The following is a 21204-nucleotide window of genomic DNA, read 5'->3' as shown; positions in this document are numbered from 1 at the left end:
TGCGTAAGTTGTGCTGCTACCTTTAAATTTGACATTTATATATTCAACGAGAAGGAAACATTCAATGTCTAAGATCGTTAAAGTTCTAGGTCGTGAAATCATCGATTCACGTGGTAACCCAACTGTAGAAGCTGAAGTACACCTAGAAGGCGGTTTCGTAGGTATGGCTGCTGCTCCATCTGGCGCATCTACTGGTTCTCGCGAAGCTCTTGAGCTACGTGACGGCGACAAATCACGTTTCCTAGGTAAAGGTGTTCTTAAAGCAATTGAAGCTGTAAACGGCCCAATCGCTGACGCTCTAGTTGGTAAAGACGCTAAAGCACAAGCTGACGTTGACCAAGTTATGATTGACCTAGACGGAACAGAGAACAAATCTCAGTTCGGTGCTAACGCTATCCTTGCTGTTTCTCTAGCGAACGCTAAAGCTGCTGCTGCTGCGAAAGGCATGCCTCTATACGAGCACATTGCTGAGCTAAACGGTACTGCTGGTCAGTTCTCTATGCCTCTACCAATGATGAACATCATCAACGGTGGCGAGCACGCTGATAACAACGTTGACATCCAAGAGTTCATGATCCAACCAGTTGGCGCTAAAACTCTTAAAGAAGGTCTGCGTATCGGCGCTGAAGTATTCCACAACCTAGCTAAAGTTCTTAAGTCTAAAGGCTACAGCACTGCAGTTGGTGATGAAGGTGGTTTCGCTCCTAACCTTAAATCTAACGCTGAAGCTCTAGAAGTTATCGCAGAAGCTGTTGCAGCTGCTGGTTACGAACTAGGTAAAGACGTTACTCTTGCTATGGACTGTGCAGCATCTGAGTTCTTCGACAAAGAAGCTGGCATCTACAACATGAAGGGCGAAGGTAAAACTTTCACTTCTGAAGAGTTCAACCACTACCTAGCTGAACTAGCGAACAACTTCCCAATCGTTTCTATCGAAGACGGTCTTGACGAGTCAGATTGGGATGGCTTCAAGCACCAAACTGAACTTCTAGGCGACAAGCTTCAAATCGTTGGTGACGATCTTTTCGTTACAAACACTAAGATTCTTGCTGAAGGTATCGAGAAAGGCGTAGCTAACTCTATCCTTATCAAGTTCAACCAAATCGGTTCTCTAACAGAGACTCTAGCTGCTATCAAGATGGCTAAAGACGCTGGCTACACTGCAGTAATCTCTCACCGTTCTGGCGAAACTGAAGATGCAACTATCGCTGATCTAGCGGTAGGTACAGCTGCAGGTCAAATCAAAACAGGTTCTATGAGCCGTTCTGACCGTGTTGCTAAGTACAACCAACTAATCCGTATCGAAGAAGCTCTAGGTTCTAAAGCTCCTTTCAACGGTCTTAAAGAAGTTAAAGGTCAATAATTCCTAGCGAATTAGTCATCTAAGCTTTTTAAATGCCTCGCTTATGCGGGGCATTTTTTTTGCCTCAAATTCGTCATTCCCTAGACTGACGAAGAAAGGAGTAGGGAACTTCATTGTTACCACTCACTATTCTGTCCAATAATTCCCCGACTTATTGATTCCCTGACACCACATATCTCGCACCAATAAGCGCATTATGGTATATATGTGCCTTATTCTAGTTCCTTCTTTTTCAACCGGCGAAAGGTGTTATGCGAATTTTTGCTTTAGTACTGCTCATAGTGTTTGGCTGGCTACAACACACACTGTGGCTCGGTAAAAATGGTATTTCTGATTACTACGGTGTGAACAACGAAATCCAAGTTCAGCAGCAAGTAAATGAAAAGCTTCATCTTCGTAATGCTGAGATGTTTGCGGAAATCGACGATCTACGCCAAGGCTTAGACGCGATAGAAGAGCGCGCACGTCATGAGCTGGGAATGGTGAAAGAAGGCGAAACGTTTTATCGTATTATTGGTGAGGAATCTCATTAATGTCGAACCAACTTCAAAGCGTTATTGCAGTGGTTCCCGCTGCGGGCGTCGGCAGCCGAATGAAGGCAGACCGTCCCAAGCAATATCTTCAAATTCACGGTAAAACGATTTTAGAGCACACGGTTGAGAAACTGTTGTCTCACCCTCAAGTGTCTAAAATTGTGGTAGCGGTCAGTGATGATGATCCTTACTACCCTGAATTACCGCTTAACCTTAATCCACTGGTGATCAGAGTTTCCGGCGGAACGGAAAGAGCCGACTCGGTGCTTTCTGCTCTGGATTATATTGCCCAACAACAACTCAGTGATTGGGTGATGGTGCATGATGCCGCTAGGCCTTGTATCCAATTGAGCGATATCGACAAACTGATCTCTGGTGCTATGACCCATGATGTTGGCGCGATTTTAGCTGCGCCTGTTCGCGATACAATGAAACGTGGTGTGCAAGGACAAATTGAACACACGGTCGATCGCGTCGATCTTTGGCATGCGCTTACCCCTCAGATGTTCCGATCTAAGCCTTTACGGAAAGTCTTGAGTGAAGCCTTGCAACAAGGCGTTTCGATTACCGATGAGGCCTCTGCATTTGAGTCGAAAGGTTTATCACCAGCATTGATTGCTGGGCGTTCAGATAATTTTAAGATTACTCAGCCTGAAGATTTGGCTTTGGCTGAGTTCTATTTAAGTCAGAATAAGGAATAATGATGATTCGTATTGGCCATGGCTTTGATGTACACAAATTTGGTGGTGAAGGCCCGGTAATTATTGGTGGCGTGAGTGTCCCTTATGAACAGGGTCTTATCGCACACTCAGACGGTGATGTTGCCCTGCACGCATTATGCGATGCTTTACTGGGTTCAATTGCAGCCGGTGATATTGGTCGTCATTTCCCTGATACGGATGATGAGTGGAAAGGCGCAGATAGCCGCGAATTACTGAAAGATGTTTACCGTCGAGTAAAAGAGCAAGGTTATGTGATTGGTAATGCGGATATTACTATCATGGCGCAAGCTCCAAAGATGGCTCCTCATATAGACTCTATGTGCCAAGCTATTGCTCAAGATTTAGAAACAAGCATTAGCAATGTGAATGTAAAAGCCACGACTACTGAACGTTTAGGTTTTACAGGTCGCAAAGAGGGCATCGCATGTGAAGCGGTGGTCCTAATTACTAAAAGTGCGTAAGCACCAACACGAAAAGAACAGCATGTCAGATATTTTATCTTCATTGGCTTACCTAAACGGTAAACCAACTGCGAAAGCAAAACTAAAAGCAAAAGCCGAACACTTTGTCGTTAATGAAGACTTGGGTTTTGAGTTTACTGGTGAAGGCGAGCACTTAATGGTGCGTATTCGTAAAACTGGTGAGAACACGAGCTTCGTAGCAAACGAACTGGCTAAAGCGTGTGGTGTTAAGTCGAAAGACGTGAGCTGGGCTGGTTTGAAAGACCGTCATGCTGTGACAGAACAGTGGTTGAGCGTGCATCTGCCAAAAGGTGAGCCTGACTTTTCTGCTTTTCTCGCACAATACCCAAGCATTGAGATCTTGGCGACAGCACGTCACAACAAAAAGTTACGTCCAGGCGATTTAGTTGGCAACCAATTCGAGCTAACTTTGTCTGAAGTAACGGATTGTGATGATGTGGTAAAGCGTTTAGAAAAAGTCGCTCAAGTGGGCGTGCCAAATTACTTCGGTGCTCAGCGCTTTGGTAATGAAGGTAACAACTTATCTGAAGCTCGTCGTTGGGGTCGTGAAAACGTTCGTACGCGTAATCAGAATAAGCGCAGCTTGTATCTTTCTGCGGCTCGTTCTTGGATTTACAACTTAATTCTTTCTGACCGTATTGAGCAAGATGCGTTTGCGTCGGCATTGGTTGGCGATATTGTCGTGAAAGATGGCGCTCAATTAGCGGTAACAGCGGATAACATCGAAGCGGTAAACCAAGACATCGCGAACGGCTCTGCGTTTATTACTGTTGCTTTAGCTGGAGATAATGCGTTACCGACGACGGATGCCTCTCAAGCTTTAGAGCAGAAACACCTTGATGCTGAACCGGATCTAATGGCTCTGATTTGTGGCAACCGTATGCGCCATGATCGCCGTGAAGCTTCATTGAAACCGATGGGTTTAGCGTGGGAAGTGAACGAAGACAATGTCACTCTTAAGTTCTCTCTCGATGCAGGTTGTTTCGCAACCGCTATTGTTCGTGAATTGGTTGAAGAAGTTCACGTAGAGAGAAGCTACGAGCAATAACGATTCTGCTTGGAGCGAAGTCACTTGATATCGGAAATTAAGTGACTTGGCATTGGAACAAAAGAAAGGATACAAGATGAAGATTTTACTCAGCAACGATGATGGTGTGCATGCTCAAGGTATTCATGAGCTGGCCAATGAATTACGTGATCTTGCTGAAATTATCATTGTGGCACCTGACCGTAATCGCTCGGGTGCTTCAAATTCATTAACTTTAGAACAGCCTCTACGTGTTCAAGAAATTACCGAAAATACATATTCGGTACAAGGGACACCGACCGACTGTGTACATTTTGCGTTAAATGAACTGCTAAAGAATGATATGCCTGATCTGGTATTAACGGGTATTAATCATGGTGCTAACTTGGGTGACGATGTGCTTTATTCAGGTACAGTGGCAGCCGCCATGGAAGGGCACTTTTTAGGCGTTCAATCGGTGGCGTTTTCTCTGGTGGGTAAAAAACATTTTAAGACAGCGGCGGCCATTGCTCGTCGTATCGTCGAACAACATTTAGCAAACCCAATCCCAACCAATCGCCTATTAAACGTCAATATCCCTGATTTAGCTTTAGAGCTGCTGTCTGGTACTCAGGTGACACGCTTAGGTGCTCGTCATCATGCTGAAGATATGATTAAGCAAAAAGACCCACGAGGTCATGATATCTACTGGCTTGGTCCTCCGGGAAAAGAGCAAAATGCCGGTGAAGGCACGGATTTTTACGCTATCGAGCATGGCTTTGTATCGGTAACACCATTACAAGTTGACCTGACTGCGCACGAGTCGTTGGGTGCGATGACAACATGGTTAGAGGAGAAGTAAGTGAGTAATCCGCATGCAGAGCGCTTAATTACTTTTCTGATTGAAAATGGCATTCAGGATCAAAAGGTTCTTGATGCTATTTATCAACTGCCGAGAGAGAGCTTTTTATCGCAGGCGATGTATCATCAAGCTTATGATAATAATGCGCTTCCTATCGGACAGGGCCAGACGATTTCTCAGCCGTACATTGTTGCTAAGATGACAGAGTTGCTAGAATTACAGCAAGATAGCCGTGTTTTAGAAATCGGAACCGGCTCAGGTTATCAAACGGCGGTCTTGGCTCAACTGGTTGATCATGTGTATTCGGTTGAAAGAATTAAATCATTGCAATGGGATGCCAAGCGTCGTCTTAAACAGCTCGATTTCTACAATATTTCAACCAAGCACGGTGATGGTTGGCAAGGGTGGTCTTCGAAAGCCCCTTTTGATGCGATTATCGTAACTGCTGCTGCAGAGTCGATTCCTCAAGCGCTTTTGCAACAGCTGAAAGATGGTGGTCGATTGTTGATTCCTGTCGGTGATGACGAACAGCAATTGTTGAAGATTGTTCGCCATGGTGACGAGTTTTTATCGAGTGTTATCGAGATGGTGAGATTTGTACCTCTCGTCCCTGGTGAGCTAGCTTAATAAAAGACTAATGGTGTAGGTGGATAGAGAGTCGATGCGTTCGAAGTTGTTAAAAGGAAGTACTTTATTGCTTAGTTGTGCACTTGTTGGGTGTGCGGCGAATTCACCTGCGCCCGTTTCAAGCCTAAACAAGAATTACTCATCGATTGATCGTGGTAGTTATCGCGGCAGTTACTATGAAGTAAAAAAAGGCGACACCCTTTACTTCATTGCTTATGTCACCAATAAAGACGTTAAAGACCTCATCGGTTATAACAAACTCGCTGCTCCTTACACTATCCACCCGGGGCAGAAGCTTAAGTTGTGGCGCCCGAATTACAATGCGCCAGCGTATGGTAAATCAACAGTAGCGGTTGCAGCCGTTGCTGCGCCTGTCACGGCATCCACTACGTCATCGACAGCAAGTAAACCGAAAACTACGCCACAGAAGAGCAAAAACTCTAAACCTGCTCCAGCTCAAACTACCACCAAAGTGGTGAAAAAAGATCCACCAAAGAAGGTTGAACAATCCAAATCAAAGGAGTATGTTGGTTCTAAAGGTAAACAGAATGTTACACCGTCCACCAAACCAACAAGTGATAAAGTATCCAAATGGTTATGGCCAACTAAAGGGAGAGTAATCAAGAATTTCTCTGTAGGCGAACAAGGAAATAAAGGCATCGACATAGCAGGACAGCGAGGTCAGCCAATAGTATCTACTGCAGGGGGAACGGTTGTTTATTCGGGTAATGCACTACGAGGCTACGGCAATCTAGTGATTGTGAAGCACAATGATAATTACTTAAGTGCATACGCGCATAACGACCGACTATTAGTATCTGAAGGGCAAAGTGTGAAACCAGGGCAGAAGATTGCAACTATGGGAAGCTCTGGAGCCAGCAGTGTTAGGCTGCACTTTGAGATTCGTTACCAAGGTAAATCGGTTAATCCAAAACGATATTTACCTTAAATACAATATGCAAAAATTACGTATTGTATGGAGTGACATAGTCATTTAGCGACATATCAAGTTGTGATGTCATGCTAATTTCGCCAGGGGGAGGCGTTATGAGTATAAGCAATGCAGTAACCAAAGAAGAGTTCGATCTTAACCAAGCAACCACGGAACCGGAAGCTCTTGGAAAAGCAAAACGAACAGTCAAAAAGAAAACCGAAGCGAAAGAAGAAGTTGAAGTTACGTCTAAAAGTTTAGATGCTACTCAGCTTTATCTAGGCGAAATCGGTTTCTCACCACTACTAACCGCTGAAGAAGAAGTGCTTTATGCACGACGAGCTCTGCGCGGTGATGAAGCAGCACGTAAACGCATGATCGAAAGTAACCTGCGTTTAGTGGTAAAAATTTCACGTCGTTATAGTAACCGTGGTCTTGCACTTCTTGATCTTATTGAAGAAGGCAACCTAGGTTTGATTCGCGCCGTAGAGAAATTTGACCCAGAACGTGGTTTCCGCTTCTCAACTTACGCGACATGGTGGATTCGTCAAACCATTGAACGTGCGTTAATGAATCAGACTCGCACTATCCGTTTGCCAATCCATGTTGTGAAAGAGCTGAACATCTATCTGCGTACCGCAAGAGAGCTATCACAAAAACTTGATCATGAACCAACGGCAGAAGAAATTGCTTCTAAGCTAGATAAGCCTGTTGGTGATGTGAGTAAGATGCTTCGTCTAAACGAAAGAGTGAGCTCTGTTGATACGCCAATTGGTGGTGACGGTGAGAAAGCACTGTTGGATATTATTCCAGACATCAACAATTCAGATCCTGAGGTTTCAACTCAAGATAGCGATATCAAGAACTCGTTGATTTTTTGGCTTGATGAACTGAATCCTAAGCAGAAAGAGGTGCTTGCACGTCGCTTTGGACTACTGGGTTACGAACCGTCAACACTAGAAGAAGTAGGCCGTGAAATTAGCCTGACTCGCGAACGTGTTCGTCAAATCCAAGTTGAAGGTCTTCGCCGTCTACGTGAGATTCTTATCAAGCAAGGTCTGAATATGGAAAATCTGTTCAATGTAGAAAACGACTAAATGAACTGATGATGTTTCTTTGAATAGAAGACAAATAAAAACGCTGACTTTAAGTCAGCGTTTTTTTGTTTGTGGCTTTTGTATTTCATGCTGCTGACTTAAGCGACAGTACAAAACGACAATAGCAAGCGACAATAACAAGCTACTTGGAAAGAGACTAAAGCAACTTCTTCAAACGATAGAGTTCTTCTAACGCTTGGCGAGGAGTTAAATCATCAGGGTCAACATTCGCTAATGCTTGTTCCACTTCACTCGGTTCAGGTATCAGGCTCAGTTGGTTGGCGATATCAACGCCGCTTGGCTTTGATGTCGGAGAGTCGATACTCAATGCCTCTAACTGAGTCAGCTTCGCGCGCGCATTTTTGATTACCGCTTTAGGTACACCAGCCAATCCAGCTACCGCGAGGCCGTAAGATTTACTTGCAGCACCTTCTTGAACTGCGTGCATAAAGGCGATGCTGTCGCCGTGTTCAACCGCATCCAGGTGTACGTTCGCTAAGGTTGGGATTTGGTTCGGCAGTTCAGTGAGCTCAAAGTAGTGCGTTGCAAATAGTGTCATCGCATTAATTTGATTCGCTAGCCATTCCGCACTTGCCCAAGCCAGAGACAGACCATCGTAAGTACTGGTACCACGACCGATTTCGTCCATTAGCACAAGGCTATTTGGTGTTGCGTTGTGCAGAATATTCGCGGTCTCTGTCATCTCAACCATGAAGGTTGAACGACCCGAAGCTAAATCATCCGATGCGCCAATACGCGTAAAGATACGGTCGATAGAGCCAATCGTCGCGCTTTCTGCTGGTACATAACAACCGATATGAGCCATCAGCGAAATGAGTGCGGTCTGACGCATGTAGGTCGACTTACCACCCATGTTTGGACCAGTGATGATCAGCATCTTACGTTGATCGTTGAGGTCGATAGGGTTAGCAATAAAGGGTTCGTCCATCACTTGTTCAACAACGGGGTGACGACCAGCCTGAATTTGTACACCAGCAGACTCTGTCATTGTTGGACGACAGTAATCAAGGGTGTCTGCACGTTCAGCTAAGTTCTGTAGAACATCAAGCTGAGACACTGAATATGCAATGTTTTGCAGTCGCTCTAAATAAGGCAATAACAAATCAAACAGCTCTTCCCACAACTTCTTCTCGATAGCTAGGGCTTTCGATTTAGAGCTGAGAACTTTGTCTTCGTGCTCTTTCAGCTCAGGAATAATGTAACGTTCTGCATTTTTCAGCGTTTGGCGGCGAACATAGTGTGGTGGCACAAGATGGCTTTGTCCGCGGCTTACCTGAATGAAGAAACCGTGGACGTTGTTGTAGCCAACTTTTAGCGTGTCGATACCGTGACGTTCACGCTCTTCTTGCTCAAGCTTATCCAGAAACTCGGTTGCACCTGCAGCAAGGTCGCGCCATTCATCTAGCTCGGCGTTGTAGCCTTCTGCTATCACACCACCATCGCGGATAACCACGGGTGGGTTCTCTTTGATCGCACGCTCAAGCAGTTCAGATACTTCATCCACAGGCGAAGCATACTGAGCAAGCTGAGTTAGGTATGGGTGTTTAAGTTGCGTTAGCGTTTCAGCAAGCTCTGGTAAGAATTCCATTGCTTGGCGAAGTCGTGCCATATCACGTGGACGTGCAGAACGAAGGGCAAGACGCGCAAGAATACGCTCGATATCACCGATCTGTTTCAGCGTTGGTTGTAACTCAGTAAATAGAGCCAGATCTTTCATCTCACCAATCGCATCTAAACGTTGATCAAGAGCTGAAATATTACGCATGGGTTGATGTAACCAACGCTTAAGCATGCGGCTACCCATAGCCGTCGCGGTGTGGTCAAGCACTTCAGATAGGGTGTTATCGGTGCCGCCACTAAGATTTTGGGTGATCTCCAAATTACGGCGAGTAGCCGCATCAAGGATCACAGAATGATCTTGCTTATCCATTGTGAGTGAACGGATATGCGGAAGGGCAGTACGTTGCGTATCTTTAACGTATTGGATCAGACAACCCGCAGCGCATAAACCTAGTTTTGCGCTTTCAACACCAAAGCCAACTAAGTCACGAGTACCAAATTGTTGATTCAGTTGCTGCTTCGCTGTATCTAATTCAAATTCCCATACCGGGCGACGGCGATTGCCATTACGACTTGCCATCAAATTTACAGGTTCGAAATCTTCAGGGAACAGCAGTTCACGTGGTGACGTTCTTTGTAGCTCTGCCGCCATTGCTTCTTCGGTTTCCGGCTCACATAGTTGGAATCGACCAGAAGTAATATCAAGCGTCGCGTAGCCAAATTTACCATTGTGGTGGTAAATGGAGGCTATAAGGTTATCAACACGCTCAGAAAGCAATGCTTCATCCGTTACAGTTCCCGGTGTCACAATTCTTACGACAGCGCGATCAACCGGGCCCTTTGAAGTTGCTGGATTACCAATCTGCTCACAAATCGCTACGGACTCGCCCAACTGCACTAACTTCGCAAGGTAACCTTCAACGGCGTGGTATGGAACGCCCGCCATAGGAATAGGCTCACCGTTTGAAGAGCCACGCTTGGTTAGCGAAATATCGAGGAGTTGAGAGGCTTTTTTAGCATCATCGTAGAAAAGCTCGTAGAAATCTCCCATGCGATAGAACAGCAAAATTTCTGGATTTTCTGCTTTTAGTTTTAGGTACTGCTGCATCATAGGAGTATGTTTTTGATCGGCTTTCACAGTTAACTTCTTTCGTTTATTTCTATTGCGGCTTAGGATACGTGAAAGCGTTTCGTGCGAAAAGCGACACATGCGAAAAGATGCAAATCCAAATGATATACATCTAGATTAAGGGAAGCCAAAGATGCAGACGACTCAAGCACTTAGTGAAAAACTCGGACACTTACTTGCGAAACATAAACATGTATTAGTGACGGCTGAATCTTGCACTGGCGGTGGTGTTGCTAGCGCGGTAACGGATATCGCAGGGAGCTCCGCATGGTTTGACCGTGCTTTTGTGACCTACAGTAATGAAGCGAAACAAGAGATGATCGGTGTTCAGCTTGAAACCTTAGTTGAGTTTGGTGCTGTGAGTGAGCCGGTGGTTATAGAAATGGCTCACGGGGCACTACAACATTCAAACGGCACTATTTCTGTGTCTATCAGCGGTATTGCTGGCCCGGGCGGCGGCACGGAAGAGAAACCGGTAGGGACTGTGTGTTTTGCTTGGAAAGCAGTAAATGGGTGGAACAAAGTAGGAACGCATGTATTTACAGGCGATAGATCACAAGTACGCCAACAAGCTACGCACCATGCCTTACAAGTTATTTATGATTACCTATCAATGGAAGACAAGTAACATTTGTACAAATTATTTTCATACAGGTATAGACACTGTATGAATCAACAGTATAATAAAAGCCAATTAGTCACCCCTTTGTGGGTTAGAAATAGATTCTAAGTCGCTTGTTGAAACAACCGATTATGTGGAGATAGAAATGGACGAGAATAAACAAAAAGCGTTAGCTGCAGCCCTTGGTCAGATTGAAAAGCAATTTGGTAAAGGTTCTATCATGCGTCTTGGTGATAACCGCACAATGGACGTAGAAACTATTTCTACAGGTTCTCTATCTCTAGATATCGCACTAGGTGCTGGTGGCTTACCGATGGGACGTATCGTTGAAGTTTACGGTCCAGAATCATCAGGTAAAACAACGCTAACGCTTGAGCTTATTGCTGCAGCGCAGAGAGTGGGTAAAACGTGTGCATTCGTGGATGCGGAACACGCACTTGACCCTATCTATGCTCAAAAGTTGGGTGTTGATATCGATGCTTTGCTTGTATCTCAACCTGATACCGGTGAACAAGCTCTAGAAATCTGTGATGCACTGGCTCGCTCAGGTGCTATCGATGTTCTTGTTATTGACTCGGTTGCTGCACTAACACCTAAAGCTGAGATCGAAGGCGAAATGGGCGATAGCCACATGGGTCTTCAAGCACGTATGCTTTCTCAAGCAATGCGTAAGCTGACAGGTAACCTTAAACAGTCTAACTGTATGGCTATCTTCATTAACCAAATTCGTATGAAAATTGGTGTAATGTTCGGTAACCCAGAAACAACAACAGGTGGTAATGCACTTAAGTTCTACGCATCTGTTCGTCTTGATATTCGCCGTACTGGTGCAATCAAAGATGGTGATGAAGTTGTTGGTAACGAGACTCGTATCAAGGTTGTTAAGAACAAGATTGCTGCACCATTCAAACAAGCTGAAACTCAAATCCTTTACGGCAAAGGCTTCAACCGCGAAGGTGAGCTTATCGATTTAGGTGTTAAGAATAAGCTAGTAGAGAAAGCGGGCGCTTGGTACAGCTACAAAGGCGACAAGATCGGCCAAGGTAAATCAAACTCTTGTAAGCACCTACGTGAAAACCCAGAGATCGCTCTGGAACTTGACACTAAGCTTCGCGAATTGCTACTGACTCCTGCTGTTCTTGAAGAAAAAGGCGCAGAGAAAGAAGAAGAAAACGAAGAGCTATAAGCTAACGGTTTATAGAGCGGGTGTTTGAAAGGAACATCCGCTTTGAAAGAATAGGAAGCCTCGCATATTTTATGCGGGGCTTTTTTTGTCAAAGTATCTGTCCCCATCCTTGCAGCGCCTTGCTAGATCTATTTGGTTGTTTGAGGTAGCTTGCCAATTTTTGGTTTGTTCCCTATCTGAGCTAGTGGAATATTCTTCATTTTATCGATTTCCAACTAAAATCCTGCCCAAGGGTGTCTTTTCTACAAGAAAACTAGTCGAAGCCTTAACCATGATCTACAATACGGCAAAATTCTAACTCGACTATTTTCAGGAAGAGCTGCATGTACATGAGCACTGATGAGGTTCGCAACGCGTTCCTTAAGTTCTTTGAGAGCAAAGAACACCAAATCGTAGACAGTTCATCGTTAGTTCCACATAACGATCCAACCCTGCTGTTCACTAACGCAGGTATGAACCAATTCAAAGATTGCTTCCTAGGCGCCGAAAAGCGTGCCTACTCTCGAGCAACTACGGCTCAGCGTTGTGTACGTGCGGGTGGTAAACACAATGACCTTGAAAACGTAGGTTTCACGGCTCGTCACCACACATTCTTCGAAATGCTAGGCAATTTCAGCTTTGGCGATTACTTCAAAGAAGAAGCGATTGGGTTTGCTTGGGAATTCCTGACTGAAACATTAGGTCTGCCAAAAGATCGCCTGTTAGTAACGGTTTACGAGACAGATGACGAAGCGTTCGATATTTGGAACAAGAAAGTAGGTATTCCTGCTGATAAGATTGTTCGTATCGGCGATAAAGAAGGCGGCAAGAAGTTTGAATCTGATAACTTCTGGACGATGGGTGACACAGGTCCTTGTGGTCCATGTACTGAAATCTTCTACGATCACGGTGAGCACATTTGGGGCGGCCGTCCTGGTACACCTGAAGAAGATGGTGACCGTTTCATCGAGATCTGGAACAACGTATTCATGCAGTTCAACCGTCACGCTGACGGAACTATGGAACCGCTACCTAAGCCAGCTGTAGATACTGGTATGGGTATTGAGCGTATCTCTGCAATCATGCAGGGCGTTCACTCTAACTACGAAATTGATGTATTCCAAAAGCTAATCAAGGCGACAGCAGAAGTAGTAGGTCACGACGACCTATCTAACCAATCGCTGCGCGTTATTGCTGACCACATCCGTTCTTGTTCATTCCTAATCGCTGATGGCGTAATGCCTTCAAACGAAGGTCGTGGCTACGTTCTACGTCGTATTATTCGTCGTGCAGTTCGTCACGGTAACAAGATTGGTGCACAAGGCGTGTTCTTCCACAAACTTGTGGGTGTACTGGCTGAAGTGATGGGCTCTGCAGCTGAAGAACTTAAGAAACAACAAGAGCTTGTTGAAAAAGTACTTCGCATCGAAGAAGAGAACTTTGGTCGCACGCTAGAGCGCGGCATGGTTATCCTAAACGACGCATTAGACGCACTTGAAGGCAAAGAGCTTGACGGTGAAACAGTATTCAAACTTTACGATACATACGGCTTCCCTGCTGACCTTACTAACGATGTAGCTCGTGAACGCGACTTTACTATCGATGAAGAAGGCTTTGAGAAGGCGATGGAAGCACAGCGTAAGCGTGCACGTGAAGCAGGCCAATTCGGTACTGATTACAACGCGACGATCAAAGTAGACACGAACACTGAGTTCTGTGGTTACACAGCGACTGAAGGTGCGGGTGAAATCTCTGCGCTATTTGTTGACGGCGAAGAAGTATCTTCACTATCGGCTGGCGACAAAGCAATCATCATCCTTGAAGAGACACCATTCTACGCTGAGTCAGGCGGTCAATGTGGTGACGCTGGTACGCTAAAAACAGCATCTGGTCTATTCAAAGTACAAGACACTCAGAAGCTAGGTAACGCATTTGCTCACCACGGTGAGCTAGTTGAAGGTGTATTTGCTCAAGGCGATAAAGTAGAAGCAACGGTTGACGCTGAGCGTCGTGCTGCTATCTCACTAAACCACTCTGCAACTCACTTACTTCACTCTGCACTGCGCGAAGTTCTAGGTGAGCACGTTGCACAAAAAGGTTCTTTAGTTAAGCCAGACAACCTACGTTTTGACTTTTCTAACCTTGAAGCGGTAACACCGGCACAGATTAAAGAAGTAGAGCGTTTGGTTAACGTACAAGTTCGTAAGAACCACGTGATTGAAACCAACATCATGGACATCGAGTCAGCGAAAGAAAAAGGTGCAATGGCACTGTTTGGCGAGAAGTACGATGATGAAGTTCGCGTTCTGTCGATGGGCGATTTCTCTACTGAGCTTTGTGGTGGTATCCACGCAAGCAATACGGGTGATATCGGCCTATTCAAGATCACATCTGAAGGTGGTATCGCTGCAGGTATTCGTCGTATCGAAGCGGTAACGGGTGAAGCTGCTCTAGATGCAGTAGAAGCTCAGGCTAACGCTTACGAAGAGAAATTGGCTGAATCAGCTAAGAAAGCGAAATCGCTAGAGAAAGAAATCCAACTGCTTAAAGAAAAGATGGCTGCTGCAGAAAGCGCAAATATCATGGGCAAAGTAGAAGACATCTCTGGTACTAAAGTTTTGGTTGCTGCAATTGAAGGCGCAGACAACAAGAACCTACGCACTATGGTTGATAACGCTAAAAACCAAGTAGGTAGCGGCATCATCCTGATTGCGAATATCGCAGACGGTAAAGTTGGCTTGATTGCTGGCGTAACCAAAGACCTTATCGGCAAAGTAAAAGCGGGTGACCTCGTTAAGATGGTTGCTGAGCAAGTTGGCGGTAAAGGCGGCGGTCGTCCAGATATGGCTCAAGCGGGTGGTACCGACGTTGAAGCACTACCTGAAGCGCTTAAATCTGTGCGTACTTGGCTAGAAGAGCGTCTTTAAGCTTAAGTAATTGATACAAAGATGCCCGATCAGTTGATTGGGCATCTTTTATTTTGCCTATTGGAAGCGTGATTAAACAAGGTTTGATTGAGATTAACCAAGAAGTCCAATGGAAACGTTAGACTCCTTGGTTAATTTTTTATTGCTTCGCTCTGACGCGGAGTATTTGTTTTTTTGTCATATATAGACATTGGTCTTGGGAAGGTGAGGACGGGTGAAAATGCCTCTTATCGTGCAGAAATTTGGTGGAACGTCGGTGGGTTCAATAGAGCGGATCCATCATGTAGCAGAAAAAATCATTGAAGCGAAAAATGAAGGGAACCAGATCTTGGTTGTCGTTTCTGCTATGTCAGGTGAAACAAATCGGTTAGTTAACTTAGCTTCACAAGTTGATAGTGTCCCAAACGCTAGAGAATTGGATGTGTTGTTAACGGCTGGAGAACAAGTTTCCATGGCTTTGTTGGCGATGACGTTGCACAAGTTGGGTTATGAAGCGACATCGATGACCGGCTATCAAGCCAAGATACACACCGATTCTAATCATAATAATGCGACGATTGAGCGTATTGATACCGCTCCTATTAGAGCGCTGTTAGATGATGACCAGATTGTCATTGTTGCAGGTTTTCAAGGCGTTAATGCGAAAGGTGACATCACAACCTTAGGGCGAGGTGGTTCAGATACCACGGCTGTTGCATTAGCGGGCGCGCTTCAAGCTAAAGAGTGTCAGATCTATACCGACGTTGATGGCGTATATTCCTGCGACCCTAGAGTGGTTAAGCAATCTAAAAAATTAGACACCTTAGACTTTCCCTCTATGGAAGAAATGGCTCGCAGAGGCGCGAAGGTTTTGCACCTGCCATGTGTTCAGCATGCATGGCGACACAATGTACCACTGAGAGTACTTTCGAGTTTTGAAGAAGGCGAGGGCACTCTCATCGCGGGTAATGATTGTTTGAATGATATTGCTGGAATAGCCATTCAAAGAGATATGGTTCGCATCGAATGTTTGAATCAAGATTTACCGTCTCTCATGTCGCATTGCCAGTTGTTAGGGATCGAAGTCTGTAGTGTGATCGAGGAAACAGAACGGGCAGCGCTCATTATCAAACCGGACATAAGTGCTAAATTAAAACTAGTTTTTGCTGAAAAAATCCGTAATAGTGAATATGTTAGTTTGTTAACTGTGGTAGGAAGCCGAACGCAAGAAATTGTGGTCAGTTCACATGGATTGTTGTCTGAAGGCGAAATTGATGTACAACATCACTTATTGCAGCAGCAGTCTTTAACTTTGGTGATATCACCAACGCAAGTCGATATAGCTGCTAACATATTACACAATGCATACATCGTAGCGCGTGAAACACAGGGTTATCTTAAAAAAGAAGTGCATTTTGGTTAAATAAACTCAATCGATAGTTTACGAAAATATAACTTTTGTTGGATAATGCTCTCGTAGCTAGATAAATTTAGAGATTACTCAAGGAGCAAAGAATGCTAATTTTGACTCGCCGTGTTGGCGAAACACTGATGATTGGTGATGAAGTAACAGTTACTGTACTAGGCGTTAAAGGTAACCAAGTACGTATTGGTGTTAACGCACCTAAAGAAGTATCTGTTCACCGTGAAGAGATCTACATGCGCATTCAAGCTGAAAAAGGTAATGGTAACGTTGCATCTGGCAACTACTAATACTTTTGCGTAGAAGAGGGGCTAGCATTGTTGCTAGCCTTTTTTGATCTTGGGGTGCACATAATCACAACTTAGCAATAGGTTGATTCACTAGCTGGCTTAGTTATAGATGCTGGATGGAGTGCTTGATATAGAAAAGCCACGCCACCAGAGTTAACTCTTATTGAAGCACCGTGATATTTGTTTGCCATAGTTCAAGTTTTACTGACTTACCCTATGGCGAAATCGAGCATCCCGTAGTATGGTGCAATCAGCAGTGACACTTACTGCGAGATAAATTAGATAATTGTTTTCCGCTGTTAATTATTGCCAATCTTTCACCTTAATTTTTAAGGGAAAAAGCTCTAATTGGATGTTATAAGTTCAATTTGCAAGCGCTTTGATTAAATTGCAAACGGTTGAATGTTTTTGTCCGGTTTTTTTCAATAAAGTGTTTGACATATTTTCGGTAAAACGTAATATGTGCCTCCGCAAGACGGTGAGGTGGCCGAGAGGCCGAAGGCGCTCCCCTGCTAAGGGAGTATGTGGTTTATAGCCGCATCGAGGGTTCGAATCCCTCCCTCACCGCCATTTCTTGCACGTTTGAATTTGCAAGCAAACACAGAAGTAACAATGTGCGCCCTTAGCTCAGCTGGATAGAGTACCTGGCTACGAACCAGGCGGTCGGAGGTTCGAATCCTCCAGGGCGCACCATTCTTTAGATTACTTTGTTAATAAGTAATGGATAAGAATAATGAATTTGGTGAGGTGGCCGAGTGGCCGAAGGCGCTCCCCTGCTAAGGGAGTATGTGGTTTGTAGCCGCATCGAGGGTTCGAATCCCTCCCTCACCGCCATTCATTACAGGCCTATGGCCTTTTTTTTGTTTCGTAGAAACAAGAATGTGATATATTTCACAACTTCTTCACTTGAAGATACCGTGCGCCCTTAGCTCAGCTGGATAGAGTACCTGGCTACGAACCAGGCGGTCGGAGGTTCGAATCCTCCAGGGCGCACCACTATTTAGGGTTTTCATTAATCCTGATGTTGAACGTTTAGTTTTGCTTTATTGCCTTAACTGCTTTATTGCTTTAACTAACAGCTTAATATCGAAACCGTTGCGCCCTTAGCTCAGCTGGATAGAGTACCTGGCTACGAACCAGGCGGTCGGAGGTTCGAATCCTCCAGGGCGCACCACTATTTAGGGTTTTCATTAATCCTGATGTTGAACGTTTAGTTTTGCTTTATTGCCTTAGCTAAAAGCTCAGTGTCGAAACCGTTGCGCCCTTAGCTCAGCTGGATAGAGTACCTGGCTACGAACCAGGCGGTCGGAGGTTCGAATCCTCCAGGGCGCACCACTATTTAGGGTTTTCATTAATCCTGATGTTGAACGTTTAGTTTTGCTTTATTGCCTTAACTGCTTTATTGCTTTAACTAACAGCTTAATATCGAAACCGTTGCGCCCTTAGCTCAGCTGGATAGAGTACCTGGCTACGAACCAGGCGGTCGGAGGTTCGAATCCTCCAGGGCGCACCACTTTTAGGGTTTTCACTAATCCTGATGTTGAACGTTTAGTTTTGCTTTATTGCCTTAACTGCTTTATTGCTTTAACTAACAGCTTAATATCGAAACTGTTGCGCCCTTAGCTCAGCTGGATAGAGTACCTGGCTACGAACCAGGCGGTCGGAGGTTCGAATCCTCCAGGGCGCACCACTATTTAGGGTTTTCATTAATCCTGATGTTGAACGTTTAGTTTTGCTTTATTGCCTTAGCTAAAAGCTTAATATCGAAACCGTTGCGCCCTTAGCTCAGCTGGATAGAGTACCTGGCTACGAACCAGGCGGTCGGAGGTTCGAATCCTCCAGGGCGCACCACTATTTAGGGTTTTTATTAACCCTGATGTTGAACGTTTAGTTTTGCTTTATTGCCTTAGCTAAAAGCTTAATATCGAAACCGTTGCGCCCTTAGCTCAGCTGGATAGAGTACCTGGCTACGAACCAGGCGGTCGGAGGTTCGAATCCTCCAGGGCGCACCACCTTATTAAAGAAAGCCTCGTTTATACGAGGCTTTTTTTATGTCTGCTGCAAATTTGTTGCGATAATGTTAAATTTTATCGTTGTTTAACTTGTTGTATTTAAAGTAATTCTTGATTGCTTCTTTGTTATTCCACCTTTCTCATATCATTTCTAAGAAAAGCCTTGTTTAAGTCACAGTTTAAATATCTATAAATGACGTATTTGACAGATTTATGTGATCTGATAGGCGAATAATTAACCTTATGTGTGCGTTATCCGTAACAGAACCTTAAACAAAATTGACAAACTTTTACCAATCGAGATAATCCATGGGTCGGGATCACTATTCGCTGAAATCCTGCACGTATGTCAGGATGACGAAGAAAGGAAGCAACATGACTAATATTGGAAGCCTGCTAGGAGATGCGGCGACTCTAATGATAACGGGGATGTCCGTTGTCTTTATTTTCCTAACTATTCTAGTTTATCTCGTTCGGTTGATGTCAAAACTGGTACCAGAAGAAGTACCAGAGCCGATCGCAGCACCTAAAAAAATTAAAAAATCACAATCAAACCCTTCAGCTGTTAGTCCACAGGTAGTGGCAGCAATTTCGGCCGCGGTTCATCAATACCGTGCGTCTACTGCTAAGTAGCATTTAAAGGATTAAAAAGGAGTTTATGAGCATGTCTAAACCACTAGCTATCACAGATGTGGTACTTCGTGACGCGCACCAGTCACTATTTGCTACTCGTATGCGTATCGAAGATATGCTGCCAATTGCGGCAGAACTGGATAAAGTCGGTTACTGGTCTTTAGAGACTTGGGGCGGCGCAACGTTTGATTCGTGTATTCGTTTTCTAGGAGAAGATCCGTGGGAGCGTTTGCGTGAGCTGAAAAAAGCGATGCCAAACACACCAATGCAGATGCTACTGCGTGGTCAAAATTTATTGGGTTACCGTCACTACGCGGATGATGTAGTAGAGAAATTTGTTGAACGTGCCCATAAGAACGGCATGGACGTATTCCGTATTTTTGATGCGATGAATGACGTACGTAACTTTGAAACAGCAGTGAAAGCAACGATTGATGTTGGTGGTCACGCTCAAGGTACGTTGTCTTACACAACCAGTCCGGTTCACAACTCAGATACTTGGGTTGATTTGGCTAAACGCCTAGAGGATCTAGGCTGTCATTCACTATGTATCAAAGATATGTCAGGTTTATTAAAGCCGTATGAAGCGGAAGAGCTGATTACACGTATCAAAGCATCGTGTGACGTTCCTCTAGCGTTGCATAGCCACGCGACAACCGGTCTATCGACAGCAACAGCGGTTAAAGCCGTTGAAGCGGGTATCGATATTCTAGACACCGCTATTTCTTCAATGAGCTGTACTTACGGTCACACGCCAACCGAAACGGTTGTTGCGATGTTAGAAGGTACAGAGCGTGATACCAATCTTAAGCTTGATCAGATCGAACCCATCGCGGCTTACTTCCGTGATGTACGTAAAAAGTACGCGAAATGGGAAGGTCAGCTAAAAGGTGTTGATTCACGTATCTTGATTGCCCAGGTTCCTGGCGGCATGTTAACCAACATGGAAGGTCAGCTTAAAGAGCAAGGCGCAGCCGATCGTATGGACGAAGTGCTCGAAGAGATCCCTCGTGTACGCAAAGAGCTGGGTTACATTCCTTTGGTAACACCTACTTCTCAGATTGTTGGTACTCAAGCGGTTATCAACGTTCTAACGGGTGAGCGCTACAAGAGCATCACTAAAGAGACTGCTGGTCTACTGAAAGGTGAATATGGTCAAGCGCCTGCTGAGGTTGATGCTGAACTGCAAGCGAAAGTGTTAGATGGTGCAGAGCCAATCACGTGTCGTCCTGCTGATTTACTTAAGTCTGAAATGGATACGTTAACGACAGACCTTTTAGAAAAAGCGAAATCAGATGGCATTTCACTCGCTGAAGATACCGTTGATGATGTACTGACATACGCACTTTTCCCACAAGTCGGCCTTAAGTTCCTTAAGAACCGTCGTAACCCTGAAGCATTTGAACCTGCACCAACTGCAGAAACGGCAGCTCCTGTTGCGGCACCACAGCCTGTTGCAGGCAGCATTGAAAGCTACAGCGTGAAGGTTGATGGTCAAGTTTATGATGTTGAAGTTGGCCCACAAGGCGAACTCACATCGGTATCTCCATCAGCTAAGCCAGCACAAGGGGCTCAAGCTGCACCTGCAGCGGCTTCTGATGCAGAAGCAGTTCCAGCTCCATTAGCAGGCAACATCTTCAAAGTTATCGTTCAGCCAGGTGTTGAAGTGGCTGAAGGCGATGTGCTACTGATCTTGGAAGCGATGAAGATGGAAACGGAAGTTCGTGCTGCTCGTGGTGGTATCGTTCAGGAATTGAATGTTAAAGAAGGCGATGCAGTTACTGTAGGCGCTCCACTACTAAGCTTAGCGTAAGGGAGTA

The 21204-nt window shown here is 45.0% G+C and carries 17 protein-coding genes and 10 tRNA genes; 26 read left to right on the top strand and 1 reads right to left on the bottom strand.

The annotated features are described in order from the left end of the window. The first annotated feature begins 64 nt into the window (after window positions 1-64). The 9 genes from eno (at window position 65) to rpoS (ending at window position 7623) form a co-directional block, all read left to right on the top strand. Window positions 65-1363, top strand: coding sequence for a phosphopyruvate hydratase (gene eno / locus AC3CH4_RS12905; RefSeq protein ID WP_029405988.1), 1299 nt, complete (start codon window positions 65-67; stop codon window positions 1361-1363). Between the two features lie 251 nt (window positions 1364-1614). Continuing rightward, the gene (ftsB, locus tag AC3CH4_RS12900) at window positions 1615-1896 is read left to right on the top strand and encodes a cell division protein FtsB (protein ID WP_004735394.1); all 282 of its coding nucleotides are present in this window, start codon (window positions 1615-1617) and stop codon (window positions 1894-1896) included. Next, window positions 1896-2597 (top strand): 2-C-methyl-D-erythritol 4-phosphate cytidylyltransferase, encoded by a 702-nt coding sequence (gene ispD, locus AC3CH4_RS12895; protein ID WP_488543037.1) that lies wholly within the window; start codon window positions 1896-1898, stop codon window positions 2595-2597. The genes ftsB and ispD overlap by 1 nt, the downstream gene beginning before the upstream one ends. Before the next feature lie 2 nt (window positions 2598-2599). Further along, window positions 2600-3079: a 2-C-methyl-D-erythritol 2,4-cyclodiphosphate synthase gene (gene ispF, locus AC3CH4_RS12890; RefSeq protein ID WP_004735397.1), complete on the top strand. Its 480-nt coding sequence runs from the start codon at window positions 2600-2602 to the stop codon at window positions 3077-3079. 22 nt (window positions 3080-3101) lie between these two features. Then, complete coding sequence (gene truD, locus AC3CH4_RS12885; protein ID WP_029405000.1) at window positions 3102-4148, top strand: tRNA pseudouridine(13) synthase TruD; 1047 nt, start codon at window positions 3102-3104, stop codon at window positions 4146-4148. 76 nt (window positions 4149-4224) lie between these two features. Next, the gene (surE, locus tag AC3CH4_RS12880) at window positions 4225-4968 is read left to right on the top strand and encodes a 5'/3'-nucleotidase SurE (protein WP_488543036.1); all 744 of its coding nucleotides are present in this window, start codon (window positions 4225-4227) and stop codon (window positions 4966-4968) included. Beyond that, a complete protein-coding gene (locus AC3CH4_RS12875; protein ID WP_004735402.1) occupies window positions 4969-5595 on the top strand; it encodes a protein-L-isoaspartate(D-aspartate) O-methyltransferase in 627 nt (208 codons plus the stop codon). Window positions 5596-5629: 34 nt separating this feature from the next. Continuing rightward, a complete protein-coding gene (nlpD, locus tag AC3CH4_RS12870; RefSeq protein ID WP_488543035.1) occupies window positions 5630-6544 on the top strand; it encodes a murein hydrolase activator NlpD in 915 nt (304 codons plus the stop codon). Window positions 6545-6642: 98 nt separating this feature from the next. Continuing rightward, complete coding sequence (gene rpoS / locus AC3CH4_RS12865; RefSeq protein ID WP_004735404.1) at window positions 6643-7623, top strand: RNA polymerase sigma factor RpoS; 981 nt, start codon at window positions 6643-6645, stop codon at window positions 7621-7623. Window positions 7624-7780: 157 nt separating this feature from the next. Here the strand turns inward: rpoS and mutS are convergent, their stop codons facing one another. Continuing rightward, window positions 7781-10342, bottom strand: a complete 2562-nt coding sequence (mutS, locus tag AC3CH4_RS12860; protein ID WP_488543034.1) for a DNA mismatch repair protein MutS — start codon at window positions 10340-10342, stop codon at window positions 7781-7783. A gap of 124 nt (window positions 10343-10466) precedes the next feature. Here mutS and pncC point away from each other — a divergent pair, with 124 nt between their 5' ends. From pncC to oadA, 17 genes are all read left to right on the top strand, one after another. After that, window positions 10467-10961 (top strand): nicotinamide-nucleotide amidase, encoded by a 495-nt coding sequence (gene pncC / locus AC3CH4_RS12855; RefSeq protein WP_029222254.1) that lies wholly within the window; start codon window positions 10467-10469, stop codon window positions 10959-10961. Window positions 10962-11100: 139 nt separating this feature from the next. Beyond that, a complete protein-coding gene (recA, locus tag AC3CH4_RS12850; RefSeq protein WP_004735435.1) occupies window positions 11101-12141 on the top strand; it encodes a recombinase RecA in 1041 nt (346 codons plus the stop codon). 323 nt (window positions 12142-12464) lie between these two features. After that, the gene (alaS, locus tag AC3CH4_RS12845) at window positions 12465-15047 is read left to right on the top strand and encodes an alanine--tRNA ligase (protein WP_017087203.1); all 2583 of its coding nucleotides are present in this window, start codon (window positions 12465-12467) and stop codon (window positions 15045-15047) included. Window positions 15048-15267: 220 nt separating this feature from the next. Then, a complete protein-coding gene (locus AC3CH4_RS12840; RefSeq protein ID WP_080583151.1) occupies window positions 15268-16449 on the top strand; it encodes an aspartate kinase in 1182 nt (393 codons plus the stop codon). A 92-nt stretch (window positions 16450-16541) separates the two neighbouring features. After that, window positions 16542-16739 (top strand): carbon storage regulator CsrA, encoded by a 198-nt coding sequence (csrA, locus tag AC3CH4_RS12835; RefSeq protein WP_004415691.1) that lies wholly within the window; start codon window positions 16542-16544, stop codon window positions 16737-16739. 477 nt (window positions 16740-17216) lie between these two features. Beyond that, a tRNA-Ser gene (locus tag AC3CH4_RS12830) sits at window positions 17217-17309 on the top strand. 46 nt (window positions 17310-17355) lie between these two features. Next, window positions 17356-17432 (top strand) — tRNA-Arg (locus tag AC3CH4_RS12825). A gap of 48 nt (window positions 17433-17480) precedes the next feature. Next, window positions 17481-17573, top strand: a tRNA-Ser gene (locus AC3CH4_RS12820). Between the two features lie 85 nt (window positions 17574-17658). Further along, window positions 17659-17735, top strand: a tRNA-Arg gene (locus tag AC3CH4_RS12815). 101 nt (window positions 17736-17836) lie between these two features. Continuing rightward, a tRNA-Arg gene (locus tag AC3CH4_RS12810) sits at window positions 17837-17913 on the top strand. An 84-nt stretch (window positions 17914-17997) separates the two neighbouring features. Next, window positions 17998-18074, top strand: a tRNA-Arg gene (locus AC3CH4_RS12805). Between the two features lie 101 nt (window positions 18075-18175). Then, a tRNA-Arg gene (locus AC3CH4_RS12800) sits at window positions 18176-18252 on the top strand. A gap of 100 nt (window positions 18253-18352) precedes the next feature. After that, window positions 18353-18429, top strand: a tRNA-Arg gene (locus AC3CH4_RS12795). An 84-nt stretch (window positions 18430-18513) separates the two neighbouring features. Further along, window positions 18514-18590, top strand: a tRNA-Arg gene (locus AC3CH4_RS12790). Window positions 18591-18674: 84 nt separating this feature from the next. Continuing rightward, a tRNA-Arg gene (locus AC3CH4_RS12785) sits at window positions 18675-18751 on the top strand. Between the two features lie 375 nt (window positions 18752-19126). After that, window positions 19127-19384, top strand: a complete 258-nt coding sequence (locus AC3CH4_RS12780) for an oxaloacetate decarboxylase subunit gamma (protein ID WP_010435831.1) — start codon at window positions 19127-19129, stop codon at window positions 19382-19384. Window positions 19385-19415: 31 nt separating this feature from the next. Further along, window positions 19416-21197 (top strand): sodium-extruding oxaloacetate decarboxylase subunit alpha, encoded by a 1782-nt coding sequence (oadA, locus tag AC3CH4_RS12775; protein WP_237300304.1) that lies wholly within the window; start codon window positions 19416-19418, stop codon window positions 21195-21197. Window positions 21198-21204 lie beyond the last annotated feature (7 nt).

The sequence above is a fragment of the Vibrio sp. QJM3NY_26 genome (genome assembly GCF_057786005.1).
The sequence above is the reverse complement of the archived record's forward strand: the minus strand, read 5'-3'. Positions and strand labels throughout refer to the sequence as shown.

Bases quoted from the DNA above. Each gene is read 5' to 3' on its own strand.
- ispD (WP_488543037.1), top strand. From the start codon at position 1,896: ATGTCGAACCAACTTCAAAGCGTTATTGCAGTGGTTCCCGCTGCGGGC.
- csrA (WP_004415691.1), top strand. From the start codon at position 16,542: ATGCTAATTTTGACTCGCCGTGTTGGCGAAACACTGATGATTGGTGAT.
- recA (WP_004735435.1), top strand. From the start codon at position 11,101: ATGGACGAGAATAAACAAAAAGCGTTAGCTGCAGCCCTTGGTCAGATT.
- eno (WP_029405988.1), top strand. From the start codon at position 65: ATGTCTAAGATCGTTAAAGTTCTAGGTCGTGAAATCATCGATTCACGT.
- AC3CH4_RS12780 (WP_010435831.1), top strand. From the start codon at position 19,127: ATGACTAATATTGGAAGCCTGCTAGGAGATGCGGCGACTCTAATGATA.
- surE (WP_488543036.1), top strand. From the start codon at position 4,225: ATGAAGATTTTACTCAGCAACGATGATGGTGTGCATGCTCAAGGTATT.
- truD (WP_029405000.1), top strand. From the start codon at position 3,102: ATGTCAGATATTTTATCTTCATTGGCTTACCTAAACGGTAAACCAACT.
- ftsB (WP_004735394.1), top strand. From the start codon at position 1,615: ATGCGAATTTTTGCTTTAGTACTGCTCATAGTGTTTGGCTGGCTACAA.
- nlpD (WP_488543035.1), top strand. From the start codon at position 5,630: ATGCGTTCGAAGTTGTTAAAAGGAAGTACTTTATTGCTTAGTTGTGCA.
- ispF (WP_004735397.1), top strand. From the start codon at position 2,600: ATGATTCGTATTGGCCATGGCTTTGATGTACACAAATTTGGTGGTGAA.
- AC3CH4_RS12840 (WP_080583151.1), top strand. From the start codon at position 15,268: ATGCCTCTTATCGTGCAGAAATTTGGTGGAACGTCGGTGGGTTCAATA.
- alaS (WP_017087203.1), top strand. From the start codon at position 12,465: ATGTACATGAGCACTGATGAGGTTCGCAACGCGTTCCTTAAGTTCTTT.
- oadA (WP_237300304.1), top strand. From the start codon at position 19,416: ATGTCTAAACCACTAGCTATCACAGATGTGGTACTTCGTGACGCGCAC.
- pncC (WP_029222254.1), top strand. From the start codon at position 10,467: ATGCAGACGACTCAAGCACTTAGTGAAAAACTCGGACACTTACTTGCG.
- rpoS (WP_004735404.1), top strand. From the start codon at position 6,643: ATGAGTATAAGCAATGCAGTAACCAAAGAAGAGTTCGATCTTAACCAA.